Origin of the sequence: Natronospirillum operosum, assembly GCF_004768465.1 — a bacterium.
GTDB classification, from domain to species: domain Bacteria; phylum Pseudomonadota; class Gammaproteobacteria; order Pseudomonadales; family Natronospirillaceae; genus Natronospirillum; species Natronospirillum operosum.
Genome location: NZ_SRMF01000001.1, coordinates 1,332,924 through 1,351,312, shown reverse-complemented (window position 1 = coordinate 1,351,312; position 18,389 = coordinate 1,332,924). Strand labels below are relative to the sequence as shown.

13 protein-coding genes are annotated in these 18,389 nt (G+C 59.9%); all 13 read left to right on the top strand.

Annotated features, from left to right (window positions below):
* Window positions 1-77: 77 nt before the first annotated feature.
* The 13 genes from E4656_RS06290 to flgL all read left to right on the top strand — a co-directional run bounded on the left by E4656_RS06290 (window position 78) and on the right by flgL (window position 18,291).
* Window positions 78-1,028 carry a chemotaxis protein CheV gene (locus E4656_RS06290; RefSeq protein ID WP_135482123.1) on the top strand — a complete coding sequence of 317 codons (951 nt, stop codon included), beginning with the start codon at window positions 78-80 and terminating at the stop codon, window positions 1,026-1,028.
* Between the two features lie 134 nt (window positions 1,029-1,162).
* The gene (locus tag E4656_RS06285; RefSeq protein ID WP_135482121.1) at window positions 1,163-1,984 is read left to right on the top strand and encodes a CheR family methyltransferase; all 822 of its coding nucleotides are present in this window, start codon (window positions 1,163-1,165) and stop codon (window positions 1,982-1,984) included.
* A gap of 230 nt (window positions 1,985-2,214) precedes the next feature.
* On the top strand, window positions 2,215-2,613 hold the full coding sequence (gene flgB / locus E4656_RS06280) for a flagellar basal body rod protein FlgB (protein WP_135482119.1): 399 nt from the start codon (window positions 2,215-2,217) through the stop codon (window positions 2,611-2,613).
* A gap of 2 nt (window positions 2,614-2,615) precedes the next feature.
* Window positions 2,616-3,056 (top strand): flagellar basal body rod protein FlgC, encoded by a 441-nt coding sequence (flgC, locus tag E4656_RS06275; RefSeq protein WP_135482117.1) that lies wholly within the window; start codon window positions 2,616-2,618, stop codon window positions 3,054-3,056.
* 13 nt (window positions 3,057-3,069) lie between these two features.
* Window positions 3,070-3,819, top strand: a complete 750-nt coding sequence (locus E4656_RS06270; protein ID WP_135482115.1) for a flagellar hook assembly protein FlgD — start codon at window positions 3,070-3,072, stop codon at window positions 3,817-3,819.
* Between the two features lie 30 nt (window positions 3,820-3,849).
* A complete protein-coding gene (locus E4656_RS06265) occupies window positions 3,850-8,571 on the top strand; it encodes a flagellar hook-basal body complex protein (protein ID WP_135482113.1) in 4,722 nt (1,573 codons plus the stop codon).
* Window positions 8,572-8,891: 320 nt separating this feature from the next.
* The gene (locus E4656_RS06260; RefSeq protein ID WP_135482112.1) at window positions 8,892-9,635 is read left to right on the top strand and encodes a flagellar basal body rod protein FlgF; all 744 of its coding nucleotides are present in this window, start codon (window positions 8,892-8,894) and stop codon (window positions 9,633-9,635) included.
* Between the two features lie 64 nt (window positions 9,636-9,699).
* The gene (flgG, locus tag E4656_RS06255; RefSeq protein ID WP_135482110.1) at window positions 9,700-10,485 is read left to right on the top strand and encodes a flagellar basal-body rod protein FlgG; all 786 of its coding nucleotides are present in this window, start codon (window positions 9,700-9,702) and stop codon (window positions 10,483-10,485) included.
* Between the two features lie 128 nt (window positions 10,486-10,613).
* Window positions 10,614-11,309 (top strand): flagellar basal body L-ring protein FlgH, encoded by a 696-nt coding sequence (gene flgH / locus E4656_RS06250; protein WP_135482108.1) that lies wholly within the window; start codon window positions 10,614-10,616, stop codon window positions 11,307-11,309.
* 18 nt (window positions 11,310-11,327) lie between these two features.
* Window positions 11,328-12,464, top strand: coding sequence for a flagellar basal body P-ring protein FlgI (locus E4656_RS06245; RefSeq protein ID WP_135482106.1), 1,137 nt, complete (start codon window positions 11,328-11,330; stop codon window positions 12,462-12,464).
* Window positions 12,465-12,922: 458 nt separating this feature from the next.
* Window positions 12,923-13,960: a flagellar assembly peptidoglycan hydrolase FlgJ gene (gene flgJ / locus E4656_RS06240; RefSeq protein ID WP_135482104.1), complete on the top strand. Its 1,038-nt coding sequence runs from the start codon at window positions 12,923-12,925 to the stop codon at window positions 13,958-13,960.
* 6 nt (window positions 13,961-13,966) lie between these two features.
* Window positions 13,967-17,038, top strand: coding sequence for a flagellar hook-associated protein FlgK (flgK, locus tag E4656_RS06235; protein ID WP_135482102.1), 3,072 nt, complete (start codon window positions 13,967-13,969; stop codon window positions 17,036-17,038).
* Window positions 17,038-18,291: a flagellar hook-associated protein FlgL gene (gene flgL, locus E4656_RS06230; protein ID WP_135482100.1), complete on the top strand. Its 1,254-nt coding sequence runs from the start codon at window positions 17,038-17,040 to the stop codon at window positions 18,289-18,291. The genes flgK and flgL overlap by 1 nt, the downstream gene beginning before the upstream one ends.
* Window positions 18,292-18,389 lie beyond the last annotated feature (98 nt).

Sequence of the window (18,389 nt, the reverse complement as noted above, 5' to 3'; positions counted from 1 at the left end):
GCGGGCCAGCAGCCGACAGATGGCAAGTGGTCAGATAGCAGACAGGCTCAGTATTACAGTCATGGGAGAACAGCGTCATGTCCGGAGTCATGCACAACGTGGATCAGCGCACCCAGATGGTGGGGCAGAACAGGCTGGAAATGCTGCTGTTTCGACTGGCGAGCAAACAGGTGTACGGCATCAATGTGTTCAAAGTGAAGGAGGTGCTGCCCTGTCCGCGCCTGACCAGCATGCCCAAGAGCAAGGCCGTTGTGCGCGGGGTGTCACATATTCGCGGCGGTACCACCCCCATACTGGATCTGGGGCTGGCCATTGGGCTCAAGCCACTGGAGAAAGTCGAAGAGGCCTTTGTCATTGTCACCGAGTACAACGGCAAGACGCAGGGTTTTCTGGTCAATTCGGTTGACCGCATCGTCAACATGAAATGGGAAGATATCCTGCCGCCGCCCAAGGGGTCCGGGCATGCTCATTATCTGACTGCAGTGACGCGGCTGGACGAACAGCTGGTCGAGATCATTGATGTGGAAAAGATCCTTGCCGAGGTATCGCCGGTCAATGAAGAGGTCGGTGCGGGCGTCATTACCGATGAGGCCCGGGCTGCAGCCGTGAGCCTCAAAGTGCTGATCTGTGATGACTCCCGCATTGCACGCAAGCAGATTGAACGCTGTGTCCAGCAGATCGGCATCGAAACGGTCACGCTGGAAGACGGCAAACAGGCCTGGGATCACCTGCAGGCCATGCTGAGCGAAGGCAAGGACCCGTTGCAGGAATACGCCATGCTGATTTCCGACATCGAAATGCCGGAGATGGACGGCTATACTCTCACTACACGGGTGCGAGACGACCCGCAGCTCCGGGGGTTGCACATCATTCTGCATACGTCCCTGAGCGGTGTGTTCAATCAGAATATGGTCAGGAAGGTGGGCGCTGACGAGTTTCAGGCCAAGTTCCATCCTGATGAACTGGCACAGAAGGTGATTGACAGGATTCTTTCCATGGGCGGCATTGTGCCGGCGCTGGAAGAATAGCCATCAAAGAATACTCTCCATCGTGAGAGCCTGAAAAGGGTAGTCGGTCGTACACCGGCCCGCAGACGCCAGCAAGTGTTGGCCAGTCCGGGTCGTTGCAATCGGATTTCAGATCAAAAGGAGAAGGCCTGCCCATGTCGGACAGTAAAGGGTATGAAGCGTTCAGCGAATTTCTGGAACGCCACTCCGGCATCGCATTAGGCCCGAACAAGCAGTATCTCGTGTCCAGCCGATTGCGCAGTATTCTGCGTGACACCGGTGTGGAAGACCTGGGGGAGCTGCTTAAACTGGTCGAAAGGGATGTCCGAGGCACACTGCGCAGTCAGATCGTTGACGCCATGACAACCAACGAAACCCTGTGGTTTCGTGATACGCATCCGTTCGAAATACTGCGTGACCGCCTGCTGCCGGAGTTTGTTGACAGCAAGGTCAGGCAGCCGCTGCGCATCTGGTCGGCGGCCTGCTCCACCGGGCAGGAACCCTATTCCATTTCCATGATCATCGACCAGTTCAAGCAGCGCCGTCCAGGTGCTCTGAATGGTGAAAAAATCATTGCCACCGACATCTCCTCACGCGTGCTGGCCGATGCCAGGGCAGGGGAGTATGCCATGCTGGCGCTGGGGCGCGGGCTGGATACACAGCAACTGAAGCAGTATTTCGATCAGACCAGTGATGGCCGCTGGCGGGTCAAGCAGCCGATTGCCTCGCGGGTCGAGTTTCGGCCGCTGAACCTGCTGGAATCCTACAGCCTGCTGGGTCAGTTCCATTTCGTCTTCTGCCGCAATGTCCTGATCTACTTCAGCGGTGATCTAAAACGCCAGATCTTGCTCAAGATCCATCAGTGCCTGCATCCGGGGGGCTATCTCATTGTGGGTGCGTCGGAAGCCGTGAACGGGCTGAACGACTATTTCGAGATGGTGCATTGCCGCCCCGGTATCATTTACCGCAAGCGCTGATGCCGCTTGCCTGCCGACCGGCAAACTCTTGCCTGTCCGGTGCTGTCTTCACTTGGGGCTGGCCGTCTGCGCAGCCCCTCGACCCCCGCGTAACACTGCCGCTGGCGCTCCCCTGAATGCAATTGTCGACCCGGCTCACGGGTCTGGCATGGTTGTTGAATGGTCTTTGTCGAAGGTTCCCGTCCGAACTCTTGTTTTTTACCGACGGGACAGCTGGCAGGAGAGACGTGATGTCTGCATTGGGTTTCAACAATTCGCTGGGTATCCACCCCACAGCACTGACCACCAGAGCCGAGCGTTCGGAAGTGCTGGCCAACAATCTGGCGAACTCCGACACCCCCGGATTCAAGGCGCGTGACTTTGACTTCCAGGCCGTGCTGCGCGGTGAGGTGGAGCAGCGACGCAGCCTGTCCGTCAACCGGACCAATGCCCGTCACCTGGAAGGTCGCGCCACTGCCGAACAGCAGCTGGATTTCCGGGTGCCGCACCAGCCGGCCATCGACGGTAATACCGTCGACCCCCATTACGAGCACGCTCAGTTCACTGAGAATGCGCTCAGTTATGACGCCAGTTTCGAGTTCCTGAACAGCAAGTTCATGGGCCTGCGCAATGCTCTGAGAGGTGAATGATCATGGCTTTCAGTAATATTTTCAATATCGCCGGCTCGGGCATGAATGCCCAGTCCGTGCGCTTGAATACCACGGCCAGTAATCTGGCCAACGCCGAGAGTGTCAGCTCCAGCATTGACGAGACCTATCGCGCGCGCAAGCCCATTTTCCAGCAGATTCAGAAACAGCAGTGGGACCCTGAGTTTCGCCAGTTGCGGACCATCACTGACGCCGGCAGCGGTGTCAACGTGGCGGCCATTGTGGAGAAAGAGGACCCGCTGGATATTCGCTATGACCCGACGCATCCGATGGCGGACGAAGAGGGTTATGTGTACTACCCCAATGTGAACGTGGTCGAGGAAATGGCCGACATGATTTCCGCTTCGCGCTCGTTCGAAGTGAATGTGGAAGTCTTCAACACCACCAAGGGAATGGTCCAGAAGACCCTGACCATGGGTCGATAACAGGTAAACCATCATGGCCGACATCAATCAGATTACCGGTGGCGCACTGGATCAGTACGCCATCAGCAACAAGCAGAAGGAAGACCGTGATCCCCAGGAACTGGGGAAAGACGAGTTCCTGAAGCTGATGATTGCGCAGCTGAATAACCAGAACCCGCTGGAGCCCAAGGAAAATGGCGAGTTCATTGCCCAGTTGGCGCAGTTCTCGACCGTAGAGGGCATCACCAACATGGCCGAGAGTGTCGAATCACTGTCGGCCTCCATGCGTTCCAGCCAGGCCCTGCAGGCATCGAGCCTAGTGGGCGGCGCGGTAACAGTTGACGGCGAAGACACCAGCATGTTGCGTTACGGCGAGCTGGTGTACGGCACGGCCAATATCGAACCCGGCACCGATAATCTGGTGTTGCGTATCGAGGATGAAACCGGCCAGCCCATAGAAACCGTGCCGCTCGGCTTCCAGTCGGACGGTGAACTGACGTTCAAATGGAATGGTCTGGATCTCGAAGTCAACGGCGAGATGATGGACATCGATTACGACAAGTTCGAGAAGGATGAAGACGGCAACCTCTATCCGCACCCGGAAGGACGTTACCGCTTCAGTCTCCAGGGCTCTGTCCTGGGACAGAATGAAGCCATGGATCTGTCCATGAGCTCGCGCGTCGAGAGTGTCGCCATACTCGACGGCAACCGGGTACAGCTCCATCTGAATAACGGCAACACTGCCACACTGGATCAGGTCAAGCGCATTAACGAAGTCTTCTGATCGGGTACGACATGAAGTGAGGAAAATATCATGGCATTCGGTACAGGCTTAAGCGGCGTCAGCGCCGCCAATCAGGACCTCAAGGTCACCGGCAACAACATCGCCAACGCCTCCACTACGGGCTTCAAGCTCAGTCGTGCGGAGTTCGGAGATGCCTATACCCAGAGCATTCTGGGCATGGGGCGTTCGCCGATCGGGGGTGGCGTGCGCGTCGCCGAAATCGGTCAGAAGTTTACCCAGGGCAATATCAGCCAGACCGGCAACGCCCTGGACATGGCCATTGACGGCACCGGCTTCTTCATCATGGATTACCCCGGGGTCAAGACCACCTATACCCGCAGTGGTATTTTTGGCATCAATGATCAGGGGTATATCGTCAACAATCAGGATGCTCGCCTGCAGGGCTTCGGTATTACCAACCGCGGCACAGCAGACGGCATTCTGGGCGATATTCGCATTGACCAGGCCGCGCAGCCACCGCGTGCCACGCAGAAAGTGGATGCCGGGGTGAATGTGCCGGCCGGGGCGCCGGTACTGCAGCAGCTCGGCAGCATTACCCGCACCAATGGCCTGGCCATCGGCCAGGTGCAGACCGGTGCACCGGAAGCGACTGCTTCCAAGCTGTCGACCATCGGGCCACCGCTGACTGAGGGCACCGCTGCCCAGATGCTGGGCTCGGTCAATGTGGCTGATCGCTACACCGGTACCGACGAACTGCCGTTGTCCTACGTCTATTCGACCGGGCCAACACCCGAGATCAATGCCATTCTGGCCAACAACGCCGCAGACCTGACCGCCGACAACACCGATGACAGCATCATCATCGAAGTGGAACGCCCGGACGGCACCACGGAAAGCGTTGCTGTCGGCCCGCTGTCGAACTACTCGACCGACCCGGATGACCTGGCAGCAGATCTGCAGACCGCCATCAATGGTACTTCGCTGCAGGGCAATGTGCTGGTACGCAATGTCGGCGGCAACCTGGAGCTGTACAGCACCGATGGCACCATCATCAATGAAGTGGCCGAAGACACCGGCACACTGGGCTTCAACCTGGGTCTGCTGGATGGTGCCGGCGACCCGGATTACGCCCCGGATACCCGCCTGCTGCTGAATGATGCTGATGCAGGTGCCGATATTGTCCAGGTGACCGTTCGGGATACCGATGACGACAGTGATGAGACCTTCGACATCGACTTCACCGGCGCCGGCAACCAGAACTTTGCCACCCGGCAGGAACTGATCGACTACCTGCAGGACGAACTGGATGCGCAGGGTGGCGCGCTGTTCGGCGGCGACTACGCAGCTGGTGACCTGATCGTGCAGGAGGATCCATTCGGTGGCGGCGGTATTGAAATCGTCTCGGCTGATGCGGCGGACAATCGCTTCCGTATCCTGAATATTCAGGACAGCGCGGGCACCATAGGCAGCCAGCTCAACATCACCAATGGCTCGCAGAACGAACGCATCTTCCAGGCCATCCCGAACCCGACCGACACCATCCAGATTCAGGTGCAGGATCCGAACATCAACAACGGCACACCCACTACCGTGCAGTTGCAGCCGTTCGCCAGCGGGGCCAACTTTACTTCTCTGGATTCACTGATCGATGCCTTCCAGAGCGCCCTGGACGCCAACTCCATTCTGGGTGGTCGCGTGCAGATTCAGGAAGATCCGGATCAGGAAGGTGTACTGCAACTGCTGTCCACCACTGGCACCCGCATCACCTCGATCAATGATCAGGGCGGCAGCCAGATTGCCGACACCCTGAACCTGGTTGGTGGCACCATCTCGCCCTCGATCTTCAGTCAGTTGCCGCCGAGCTCACCGGGAACGGTTGATATCTCGCTGCAGGGACCGAATATCAACAATGGTGACCCGGTAACCGAGACCATCGAGCCGTTCCCGAGTGATCGCACCATCAACAACATGACGCAGTTGATCGACTCATTTCAGACGGCCATTCGCAACAACCCTTCACTGGCAGGGCGGGTGCGTCTTGAAGAGGCACCGGACAACCCGGGTCGCCTGCGTCTGATTGCGGACGGACCCTTCGGCAGTGACGGCACCGCCATCCTGGGCATGACCGACAACGTCGGCTCGGTGGCTTCGCTGCTCGGCATGGATGTCAATGACCCGGCTCCGGATGCGCCGACAGTCACCAGCCCGGTCGCCGGCACCCGTCTGTTTGCCGACGGCGGGTCCATTGACCTGACGTCCATCGAAGGCACACCGGTTCGGGTGATCGGTAACGACGCGACAGAGCTGGACTTCAACAACTTCATACCGGGTAACCCGACGCGGCTGACCGGTTCGCTGAACCTGACCACCCCCATTGGTGATGGCTCCGGCACGCTGCAAATGTCCATCCAGAGTGGCAATACGGTCGATACCATCTCGGTGAATGTGCCGACCGGTGGCTTCACGTCGGCGGCGGGCCTGGTCAGTGCCATCAACTCCCAGATCAATGCCTCGGCGCAGTTGAACGGGCAGGTCAGCGCCGGCCTGGATTCGTCCAACCGGTTGCGCTTTACCAACGCCAACAACGGCCCGGATCCCATTATCGTCAATGACAATGGCAGCAGTGATGCCATTACGGCCGATAATCTGGGTCTGACCACCAACAGCAACCCACAGCCCACCCAGGTACTGGGTGTGCAGGATGAACCGGCCAACAACGAAATCGACATTGCCGTGGGTGGAGACAACCCCGGCTCCGGCACGGTGCTGATTCCGGCCGGCGATTACGACAGCCCGGAAGCAGTGGTGGAGGCTCTCAACAACCAGATTCAGGGCAATGCCTCGCTGTTCGGCAGAGTGGAAGCCTATCTGGTCAATGACCGTATCGGCTTCCGACTGACCGAAGTGGGTGGTTTCCCGAATACGCTGGAAGTATCGGGGAACTCCGCTTCCATGGAAGCCATCGGTCACGAATCGCAGAGCGAACCGGAGGCCATCGACCCGGTCGATCGCCGCACCTCGTTCCGCATCAACCTGACCGTACCGGAGCCGGATGACGACAACCGCTCAGGTTCGGTACGCATTGAACTGGACGAGAATATCCGCAGCATTGAACAGCTGGCGCAGGCCATCAACCGCGAACTGGCGGATGTGCCGGAAGAGGACTTCATTGGCGTCCGTGCCCGTGTGCAGGTGAATGATGACGGCACCAAGCAGCTGCAGTTCGTGGCCACGCAGGATGGTGAGCCGTCGCAAATCAGTCTGTCCGATGTGCGTGCCCCGGGTGAAGACATTACCCTGGCCGAAATCAATGCACTGCTGCAGATAGACCGGTTCAACAACGAGTATCTGGAACTGGGCCAGCCCAAGGTGACCAATGGTTATCCGGAGCAGACCTTTATTCTGCAGGACGCTGATGGCGAGGAGCGTACCATAACGCTGGATGCCAACCTGTCGGCTGCCCAGATCGCCAATCGTCTGACCGATCAGCCCGGAGTGCGGGCGTCGGCCACCACGGAGCTCAAGTTCCTGGCCGATGACTATGTCAACGCCGGCAACATGAATATCTTCATCAATGACCAGGTGATCGAAGCCAACACTTTCCAGAACATGGTGTCAGAGATCAACCAGTACCAGCAGAGTACACTGCGCGGTATCACGGCTTCAGTGAATGACGCCGGAGACCTGGTACTGCGCTCGGCCTCAGGTGCTGATATCACGGTCGAGGTCGAGTCACCCCGCACCGCAGACCGCCTGACCCTGCTGGGTGAGACCAACACCTCACCGATCACGCTGGGTGGTACCGAGGATGCGGAAAACACTGCCCGCGTCGGTGGCACGGTCGAGATCATCCTCAATGAGGGTGTGACCATGCGGCAGCCGGACCCCAGGGTAACCGGCCTGTTCAATGGTCTGACCAGCGATGATTTCGAAGACTATGTGATCAACCGGTTTGATCCGCAGGATTCGGAGACCTACAACGAGCGTGGTTCGATCACCGTCTATGACTCGCTGGGTACATCGCACCAGTTGGATCTCTTCTTCGTGAAGGACCCGGATGATCCGGATCGCCCGCAGGACCTGAACTCCTGGACCGTCTATGCGCAGATCGATGGGCGTGATATTGGCGAGCCGGATCCCGACCTGCCGTTCCCCGAGAACCAGGAACCGACGCAGGCCAGTTTCACCATGTTCTTCTCCCCGGACGGTACCCTGGATGAGGACGCTTCCGGTGACTGGCTGATTTCGAACTGGATTCCGCGCAATGAGGAAGGTAATCCTACCGGTGCCTATCCTCCGCAGACCTCAGCCGAAGGCGGACGTCTGCCGCTGGGAGACCCCAACGTCACCTCCAACTTCGAGATCAACTTCCGTGACACCACGCAGTACGGTGGTTCGTTCGCGCGCAACGACTTCCAGCAGGATGGTTATGCGTCCGGCCGCCTGCGGGATATCAGTGTCGATGATGAAGGCTTCATCTTTGCCCGTTACACCAACGGGGAAAACCAGAAGCTGGGTCAGGTGGCCCTGGCCAACTTCCGCAACCCGGAAGGGCTGGATCCCTCGGGCTTTACCGAGTGGACGGAAACAGCCGACTCGGGCAGTGTCACCATAAGCTCGGCGGGTACAGGGGTACTGGGCAATATCAAATCGTCTTCGCTGGAAGATTCCAATGTCGACCTGTCGGAGCAGTTGGTGAACCTGATCATCGCGCAGCGCAACTATCAGGCCAGCGCGAAGACCATAGAGACCACCAACGCGGTGACGCAGACCATTATCAACCTGCGCTAACTCCGCTGAGAGTGCCGCCGAAGCCTGCAATGCCGCGCCGGCGCCGGTGGCACTCTCCGAGCGGTAAGCCGCCTTGCCGCAACCGGCAGACCGGCTTGCCGCTCCTTGCCGCCTCAGCGGCGGCAACACCCTCAAACCGCCCGTTCCGGGCGGTTTTTCTTTGTCTGAGAGTTGGCACGATCCTCGCAATAACCAATGTAGAGAGCCCTGTAGCGAGGGACGCAAGTCCCGATCAGGTGACACAGGTCCCCTGAGCACGCGACGCAGATCGCCATGCATTGCATGGACGGCTTTACACCGAGACAGACGAGAGGACGACCATGGATCGCGCTCTATACATCGCCATGACGGGTGCCAAGCACAACACCCTGGCCCAGGCCTCGCATTCCAACAACCTGGCCAACGTGGATACCACCGGTTTCCGGGCAGACTGGGCGCAGGCCCGCTCCATGCCGGTATTCGGCGAGTTCTATCCATCGCGGGCCTATGCCATGACCGAGCGGCCTGCCACCGACTTCAATGACGGGCCCATGATCTCCACCGGGCGCGATCTGGATGTGGCCATTGCTGGTGACGGCTTCTTCGCCGTTATCGACCAGAATGGCGAAGAAGCCTATACCCGCCGCGGCGACCTGATGGTCACACCGGCCGGCGAAGTCATCAATGGTGATGGCCTGCAGGTGGTCGGCGAAGGCGGTCCGCTGGTATTGCCCGAATTCGAGCGCGTCAATATCGGTGAGGATGGTGTTATCGGCATCCGACCCCTGGGCGGCGGCGCCGAAGAATTTGTGGAAGTGGATGCGTTCAAGCTGGTCAACCCGGACCTGCAGAACATGCAGAAGGGCACCGATGGTCTGTTCCGGCCGACCGAGGGCGACGAGATTCTGCCCAATGACCCGGTGGTACAGGTGTTGTCCGGTTTCCGCGAGGGCTCCAACGTCAATGCGGCCAGCGAGATGATCGGCATCCTGGCCCTGAGCCGGCAGTTCGAAATGCAGATCAAGATGATGAAATCGGCAGAGCGGATGACCGAGTCGTCGACCACTCTGATGCGGATGAGTTAACAGGATCAACTCGGGTCACCAGACCCCACAGCGTCACCCCAAGGGGTAACGGGAGCATAACGCCATGATGAAAGCACTCTGGGTCAGCAAAACGGGGCTGGAAGCACAGGACAAGAACCTGTCCACCATCTCCAACAACCTGGCCAACGTCAGCACCACGGGTTTCAAGAAAGACCGTGCGGTGTTCCAGGATCTGATCTACCAGATCCAGCGGCAACCCGGTGCGCAGAACGCCGAAAACGCCCAGTTACCTTCGGGCCTGCAGTTGGGTACCGGTGTGCGCATTGTCGGCACGCAGAAGGAGTTCACCCAGGGTGACCTGGAAGTGACCGAGAACCCGCTGGACCTGGCCATCAACGGCCGCGGGTTCTTTCCCATCCTGACGCCGGACGGTGATTTCGCCTATACCCGGGATGGCACCTTCCACATCAATGCGGACGGGGAAATCGTCACCGCCAGCGGCTATCTGCTGGATCCGGGCATTATCGTGCCGGAGCAGGCCAACAGCGTCACCATTGGTGAAGACGGCATCGTCACCGCCACCTTTGCCGGTGACAACGACCCGATCGACATCGGCCAGATCGAAGTGATCGACTTCATCAATCCGGCTGGCCTGGAAGCCATCGGTAACAACCTGTTCCGGGAAACGGCCGCCTCGGGTGCCCCCGAAGCCGGCATTCCGTCACTGGACGGCTTTGGCTCCATCATTCAGGGCGCCCTGGAAACTTCCAACGTAGCCATTGTGGAAGAGATGGTGGACATGATTTCCACCCAGCGGGCCTATGAAATGAATTCCAAGGTGGTCAGCACCTCGGATCAGATGCTCGGCGCGATAACGCAGAATATGTAATTGGCGGAGAGTAGACGGTAGACAGATGACAGTAGACAGTGAATACACAGCCTGTTCAGCGCTGTAGATCCGCTCCTTCTGTCGACTGTCGACCGTTTACTGTCTACTACCAAGCAGAGGACAGCCACATGAACATTCACAAGACAGTCCCGTTGTATTTGTCCGCTCTGGTGCTGCTGGCCGGCTGCACCAGTACCGGCGAGTTCCGTCTCGACGAAGTGCCGGACGAACCGGACTTTGCACCGGTGTCGAGCGAATCGATTGCGCCGCCGCCGCCGAGCAACGGCTCCATCTATGCCCAGGGGTACGGGGTGGCGCTGTTCGGTGACAAGAACGCACACCGGGTCGGCGATGTGATTACCGTGATGCTGGACGAGCGTACGGTGTCGCAGAAATCGACCCAGACCAACTCCAGCCGGCAGTCCAATGTGGATCTGCAGACACCCCAGATCGGCGGCAATGATCTGGCCATACTGAACAACCCGCTGTCGGCCCAGATCAACGGCGACCGCAGCTTCAACGGCAGTGGCACCGCCAACCAGAGCAATCGGCTGGAAGGTGCCATCAGTGTCACCGTCTCCGAGGTGCTGCCCAACGGCGTGCTGCGGGTACGGGGCGAGAAGTGGATTACCCTGACCCGGGGCGAAGAGTACCTGCGGGTGACCGGCCTGATTCGGCCGGAAGACATCAACCTGGACAACACCATCGACTCCAGCAAGCTTGCGGATGCACGGATCGCCTACAGCGGTACCGGCGAGCTGGCCGACTCGACGCGCCAGGGCTGGTTGACCCGTGTATTCAGCAGTCCGCTGTTTCCGTTCTGATTCATTGAGGGCTTTATCATGACTGTTCATTCCACTGCATTCGTGTCCCGAGCCTGGCTGACCAGGCTGCTGGTGGGTGGCTGCCTGCTGCTGCTGACCCTGTCGGCACTGGCCCAGCAGACCCAGCGCATCAAGGATCTGGCCTCGGTGGCCGGTGTGCGGGAAAACCAGCTGATCGGTTATGGTCTGGTCGTGGGTCTGGATGGCTCCGGTGACCGGGCGCCGTTCACCAACCAGACCTTCAGCAACATGATGGGCCAGTTCGGCATCTCCATCCCCGAGGGTACCGACCCCCGGCTGCGCAACGTGGCGGCCGTGTCCGTGCACGCCAGCCTGCCGGCCTTCGCACGGCCCGGGCAGACCATCGATGTCACCGTGTCTTCACTGGGCAACGCCGGCAGTCTGCGCGGCGGCAGCCTGCTGATGACACCACTGACCGGGCCGGACGGCAATACCTATGCCGTGGCTCAGGGCAATCTGCTGGTGGGTGGCTTCGGGGTCGAGGGGGCTGATGGCTCCAGCGTCACCGTCAATGTGCCCAGCGCCGGCCGTATTCCCAACGGCGCCATTGTCGAGCGCGAGGTTGCCACCGGTTTCAACAACAGTGACTACCTGACCTTCAACCTGAACCGCCCCGACTTCACCACCGCCACCCGGATGGCGGACAGCATCAACGACCTGCTGGGGCCGGAAACCGCCTATGCACTGGACGGTGGCAGCGTGCGCGTCACCGCGCCACGCGATTCCAGCCAGCGCGTGTCCTACATGTCGGTGCTGGAAAACCTGCAGGTCGAGGCCGGTGAAGAACGGGCCCGGGTCATCGTCAATGCCCGTACCGGTACCATAGTGGTCGGCAAGCATGTGACGCTGAACGAAGTGGCGGTGACGCACGGCAACCTGACCGTGACCATCGACAACACGCTGCAGGTGGCCCAGCCGGCTCCGTTTACCGATGCCGACCCGGTGGTCGTGCCGGATACCGACATCGACGTGGAAGAGGATGACAACCGGATGTTCCTGGTAGGCGAAACCGTCACCCTGGAAGACCTGGTCAACGCCGTCAACGGCATCGGTGCCGCACCGGGCGACCTGATGGCGATTCTCGAAGCCATGCAGCAGGCCGGCGCGTTGAATGCCGAGCTGATCGTGATCTGATGGTTGGTGAGTGGGGCCGTTGTAGGCTGTGACCCTTGCGCATGGTGCCGTCAGGGCTTTTGGTCTGCCTGTGCCAATCGGACCGTCGCCACGCTCGGGTGCATGCCCGGTGAGACACGCAAAAAACGGCATCCCTGCCAGCTCGACTGCGCACATCCCTGTGCGCAGACGGTCTCACGACAGGCATGCACCCGGCAGGCGACTCCAACCGTGCCTCCCAACTCCTGTAGCGAGCGACGCGAGTCGCGATGGGCGGCGTAGCTGCCCTTCATATTGGGGGGCGCCGGTCCCAATCGGGACTTGCGTCCCTCGCTACACGTTCCTCGCTACAATGAGACTGCATCGAAAATTGGTGCAGGTGGTGCGGCCGCCGTGCGAATGGAACTGGCACAGTTTATGCTGTTAATACGGTAGTTTCGGCAAACCATAATCCGCGCAGGCGGTAGCAAGGGGTCTTCATGTCACTGCCAACATCCGCTTTCAGCAACCCGGATCTGAGCACCCAGCGCTCGTTCGTGTACAACGATGTGCAGGGGCTGCAGAACATCAAGCGCCTGGCCGAGCAGGACGAAGATGCCGCGCTCAAGCAGGTGTCGCTGCAGTTCGAGACCCTGTTCATGCAGATGATCATGAAAAGCATGCGTGAAGCCACCCGGTCGCTGAACGAAGATTCCTTTCTCAATACCCAGTACACCGAGTTCTACCAGGAAATGCACGACGAGCAGTTGGTGCAGGAAATGGCGAAGTCCGGTGGCATGGGCTTGGGCGAAATGATGTACCAGCAGCTGTCGCGTGATCCGGATCGCCCCAACGGCAATTCCGTGCCGCATGTATTGCCGCTCGACAGCACCGGCCGGCCGATTCTGCCGTCGCACATGGGGCGTCCGCGCCCCGAACGTGAAGACGATGCGGCACTGGATACCCAGGGCCTGAACATGGATGACACCGACCTGACCGTTACCGGCGCCGTCGGGCAGGATCTGGTCGACCCGGCCGACAAGCGCAGTGAATTCGAATCCCCGGCCGACTTTGTGCAGACCCTGTGGCCGCTGGCCGAGCAGGTGGCCGATGAACTGGGTACGGACCCGCGCTATGTCATCGCCCAGGCAGCGCTGGAAACCGGCTGGGGCCAGCACGTGATTGGCCGCCAGGGCGGCGACAGCAGCTACAACCTGTTCAATATCAAGGCCGATCACCGCTGGTCGGGCGAGAGTGCCCGGGTCAGCACACGCGAATACTTGCAGGGACGCCCGGTCATGGTGGAAGCGGATTTCCGCGCCTATGACAGCTTTGCCGACAGCTTTGCCGATTTTGCCGACTTCCTGCGCGACAACCCACGCTATGCGCCGGCGCTGGAAGTGGCCGACGACGGCGCGGCCTGGGCTCAGGCCCTGCAGCAGGCCGGCTATGCCACCGACCCGGCCTATGCCGAAAAAATTGAACGTATCGCCACCGGCCCCTGGTTGCAGGGCGGTCTGGCGGCCAGCGCGGAGTAAGCAGCCATGAGCCTGCTCAATACGGCGATCAGCGGTATCAATGCCTACCAGAAGCATCTGGATGTCATTGGCAACAATATCTCCAATGCCAATACGCCCGGTTATTCCCGGCAGGAAGTCGTGCTCAGCTCGGCCCTGTCGATCGACAAGGGCTATGGCTATCAGGGCACCGGCGTGCAGATCGATGATATCCGACGCCTGGTCGACCAGTTCGCCATCGAACAGTTGCGCACCGACACCCAGGTATTCAAGGGCTACGAGTCCTACAAGCAGAATGTGGAGCAGATCAACAAGCTGCTCGGCGATGAACGCACCGGCCTGAACTCCGCCCTGAACGAATATTTCTCCGCCCTGCAGACTGCCGCGGAAGACCCCGGCTTTATCCCCTCGCGCGAGGCGTTTCTGGGCGCCACCAAGGTGCTGCAGGACCGCTTCAATGTGCTGCATGACCGGCTGACCGACATGAACAATACGGTCAACAAGACACTGCGTTCCAATGTGGCGGACATCAACAGCCTGGCGAGCAGCATCGCCGAGCTGAACGATCAGATACATCGGCGCTCCAACTCGAGTTCCAGTACCGGCCAGCCCAATCAGTTGCTGGACCAGCGCGACGAACTGGTGCGTGAACTGTCCGAAATCATTGATCTGGATGTGGTCGATACCGGCCAGGGGCTGGATATCTTCATCGCCAATGGCCAGTCACTGGTCTCCGGTTTCCAGGCCCGCCGTCTGGAAACCGGCACCAGCGAACGGGATGTCACCCAGGATGAAGTCTTCTTCCGCAATTCCACCGGTCAGCGCGTCAATATTACCGACCGCATCGAAGGCGGCACCCTGGGCGGCACGCTCAAGTTCCGCGCCGACAGCCTCAACAGCACCCTCAACAGCCTGGGTCGCATCGGGGTTGGCATCGGCGAGCTGTTCAATGCGCAGCAGGCGCGCGGTATCAATCTGGAAGGGCAGTTCGGCAGTGACCTGTTCACCGATTTCAACGATCAGGATCTGGCGCGCAAACGGGTACAGGCCAACAGCACCAACAGCCGTCCGCAGACAGGCACGGCCGAAGTCTACATCAAGGATGTGGGTGACCTGACCACCAGTGACTACGAACTGCGCATGACCGGGCCGCTCGATTTCGGTTACGAAATCGTCCGCCTGGACAGTGGCGAGGTGGTCAAGTCCGGTGCTCTGGCAGGCGAACGGCCCGAATCACTGGAGTTTGACGGCCTGGAACTGCGCCTGGTGGATGGTGATTTTCGCGCTGGCGACAGCTTCCTGATCAAGCCGACCCGGGATGCTGCCGGTGACTTCAAGCAGGTCCTGACCCGCCCGGCTGAACTGGCTTTCGCGGCCCCCATCACCGGTTCCGGCAGCCTGGCCAACCAGGGCAGCGGGCGTATCAACCAGGGCGAAATTCTCGATGTCACCAGCCCGGCCTTTGAAATGCCGGGTGAGCTGTCGCCGCCGCTGCTGATCGTGTTCGAGTCCGAGAACACCTATTCGGTACTGGACAACAGTGACCCGCTGCGCCCGCGCAACCTGGAACCACCCATGCGCCACCTGCCGTTTTCGCCCGGTGCGAGCAACGACATGCTGCGTGCCAATCCCGGTGAGACCCAGGTCACCAGTTACAGCGGCTGGTTGCCCACCGTGCCCCATGTGCAGCCAGCCGACCAGCCGGACTTCTGGCCCGATAACGAATTCAATGCCGAGCGGGTGACCTTTGAAACACTGGATGAAGAGGGCAAACCCAGCCTGCTGGAACGTATCTCCACCGAGAAGGGTGCCAGTGCCCGTGAGGTGGCGTCATCGCTGAGTGGTGTGCCGGGTGTCAGTGCGCGCGCCTTTACCGAGGTGGAACTGACCAATTTCCAGAGTGCGCTGCCGGAAGAAACGGCTTCCGACCCGGTAGAAGTCTTTATCAATGGCGTCGACCTGACCATATCGGCGCAGGAACTGGGTGACGGTCAGAAAGTATTCGATGATGACTTCATTCCGGATGTGCCCATCCCCATGACGCCGGAATTCCTGGCCAACCGCATCAACACCAACTGGGAACTGCAGGATGCCGGCATTACCGCCCGCAGCGATGGCGAATCCCTGCGTATTCTGTCTGCAGACGGTGACGACATCCGTATCGAACTGCGGGCCAACGGCATTACCGGAGCCACCGGCTCGCGCCCTGATTCCTTTGAAGTCAGCAATGGCCAGGAAGTCATGCTGTCTGCCACCGGCGCCGATACGCGTGGCCTGCTGACCGAAAGCCAGCCGTTCGATTTCTCGGAGCGCGGGCCCTACACCTACGAATTCACCACGCCCTACGGCGAGCCGGCCTCGATTGAACTGACCGAGAACTACGAGTCGGCCGATGAAATGATGGACGACATCGCGCAGAAGATAGAGCAGGAACTGATCAGCCAGGAGCGTATCAAGCGCAATGATCCCTGGTTGAACGGCGCCGATGCGCCGGGTCGGGTCGAGGCCAGCATCGACGAGCAGGGCCAGATCAGCTTCAAGGTACTGATGAAGATGGAAGGCCTGCCCGATGACGACAGCCAGAAGCTGACCATGGGCGGCACCGTCGACGTGGTGATGGAAGAGGGCGTCCGGATGCGCACCGAGCCCGACCGGGGCAACCTGTTTCCGGGGCAGCCGGAGCAGCTGTCGACCTTCCTCGGTTATCAGTTCCAGGTGGATGGACGCCCGGAGGCGGGCGACCGTTTCGAGATCGACTTCAACCGCGATCCCAGCGGCGACAACCGGAACGCCGACCGCATGCTTGATCTGCAGACCGACCGCAGCATCAACCGTCAGGACGGCGGCATGAATTTTACCGAAGCCTACTCCCAACTGGCCGAACAGGTGGGGGTGCGCACCCGGCAGGCACAGATCAATACCGACGCCGCTAAAGTATCGAAAGAACAGACCGAAAACAGGATACAGGAAGTCTCCGGGGTCAACCTGGACGAGGAGGCCGCCCGTATGCTGCGTTTCGAGCAGGGTTACAACGCCAGTGCCCAGATGATCAAGGTGGCACAGGATATCTTTACCTCATTACTTGGGGCATTCCGCTGATGAGTGATCGTATTTCCAGCTACCAGATGAACCTGGGTTCACTGAACAATATTCTGCGCAATCAGGCCCGGGTGGCCCAGTCCGAACAGCGAGTGGCCACCGGTATACGGGTTCAGACCCCGGCTGATGATCCGGTGGCCGCCGCGCGTATTCTGCAACTGGATCAGGACATCGAACTGACCGATCAGTACATCCGCAATATCAAGTCGGTGACCGGGCGCCTGGAACTGCAGGAAGGCTACCTCAAGGGCTCCGAAGAAGTGCTGCAGCGGGTACGTGAGCTGGCCGTGCAGGCCGGTGGCGGTTCGCTGTCCATCGAGGACCGGCGGGCCATTGCCTCCGAAATGAAGGTGCGGCTGGAAGAGCTGCTGCAATTGACCAATGCCAAGGATGCCAGCGGCGACTATCTGTTCTCCGGCTATTCGGGCCAGACGCAGCCCTTTGTCGAAGCCGCCGGCGGCGGTTTCGTCTATCAGGGCGACGAGGGCCAGCGCCAGATCCGTATTTCCAACTCGGCGCGCATCCCGGCCAGCGACAACGGCAAGGATATCTTTCTCGATGTGCCGGTGGACAACCCCTCCTTTATCACCAATGCCAGTCCGCGCAATCAGGGCAACCCGCCGGGGGTGATTTCCGCCGGGGTGACCGTGGACGAGGAAGCGCTGCAGGACCTGTTCCCGGATGATGCCATCATCACCTTCAACAATGAGCTGGACGGCAATCCACCCGGGCGCAACTTCACCGTGCGCCGGCGCAGTGACAACCAGGTGATCGACAGCCTGAAGAATGTCAGCTTCGCTCCGGGCCAGGCGATCAGCTTTGCCGGCATGCAGGTGCGCATTACCGGTGAGCCCAGACCCGGTGACAACTTCACCGTGGAAACCACCAGCAAGCAGGGGCCCCTGCAGACCATTCAGAAGATGATCGAAGGGCTGGATGTACTGCCGGATACGCCGGAAGGCACGCAGAATCTGGCCAACCTGGTGGCGGAGTCGCTCGACAATCTGGATGCGGGCATAGAGAACCTCTCCATCTACCGGGCCAAGATCGGCGCCCGTATCAACACCGCCGAATCCACGCTCGACGTGCACGAAGAGAGCAAGCTGACGCTGCAGGACGTGCGCAAGAACCTCAAGGAAGTGGACTACGCCGAGGCCGTCAGCCAACTGCAGATGGAGACCATGATTCTGGAAGCCTCCCAGCAGGCCTATGCCAAGGTATCCAGCCTTTCACTGTTCAATTTCATTCGCTGAGGGCGGCTCCGAGGGCCTGAAATAGTGCCGGGCCGCGACATCAGGGCGCTGTAGCAGAGGGCGTAAAGAGGGTGACAGAAATGTGACCCGGTTCGCCT

What these genes read in the sequence shown, in the direction of transcription:
- E4656_RS06290 (WP_135482123.1), top strand. Translation starts at nt 78, where the DNA reads ATGTCCGGAGTCATGCACAACGTGGATCAGCGCACCCAGATGGTGGGG.
- E4656_RS06285 (WP_135482121.1), top strand. Translation starts at nt 1,163, where the DNA reads ATGTCGGACAGTAAAGGGTATGAAGCGTTCAGCGAATTTCTGGAACGC.
- flgB (WP_135482119.1), top strand. Translation starts at nt 2,215, where the DNA reads ATGTCTGCATTGGGTTTCAACAATTCGCTGGGTATCCACCCCACAGCA.
- flgC (WP_135482117.1), top strand. Translation starts at nt 2,616, where the DNA reads ATGGCTTTCAGTAATATTTTCAATATCGCCGGCTCGGGCATGAATGCC.
- E4656_RS06270 (WP_135482115.1), top strand. Translation starts at nt 3,070, where the DNA reads ATGGCCGACATCAATCAGATTACCGGTGGCGCACTGGATCAGTACGCC.
- E4656_RS06265 (WP_135482113.1), top strand. Translation starts at nt 3,850, where the DNA reads ATGGCATTCGGTACAGGCTTAAGCGGCGTCAGCGCCGCCAATCAGGAC.
- E4656_RS06260 (WP_135482112.1), top strand. Translation starts at nt 8,892, where the DNA reads ATGGATCGCGCTCTATACATCGCCATGACGGGTGCCAAGCACAACACC.
- flgG (WP_135482110.1), top strand. Translation starts at nt 9,700, where the DNA reads ATGATGAAAGCACTCTGGGTCAGCAAAACGGGGCTGGAAGCACAGGAC.
- flgH (WP_135482108.1), top strand. Translation starts at nt 10,614, where the DNA reads ATGAACATTCACAAGACAGTCCCGTTGTATTTGTCCGCTCTGGTGCTG.
- E4656_RS06245 (WP_135482106.1), top strand. Translation starts at nt 11,328, where the DNA reads ATGACTGTTCATTCCACTGCATTCGTGTCCCGAGCCTGGCTGACCAGG.
- flgJ (WP_135482104.1), top strand. Translation starts at nt 12,923, where the DNA reads ATGTCACTGCCAACATCCGCTTTCAGCAACCCGGATCTGAGCACCCAG.
- flgK (WP_135482102.1), top strand. Translation starts at nt 13,967, where the DNA reads ATGAGCCTGCTCAATACGGCGATCAGCGGTATCAATGCCTACCAGAAG.
- flgL (WP_135482100.1), top strand. Translation starts at nt 17,038, where the DNA reads ATGAGTGATCGTATTTCCAGCTACCAGATGAACCTGGGTTCACTGAAC.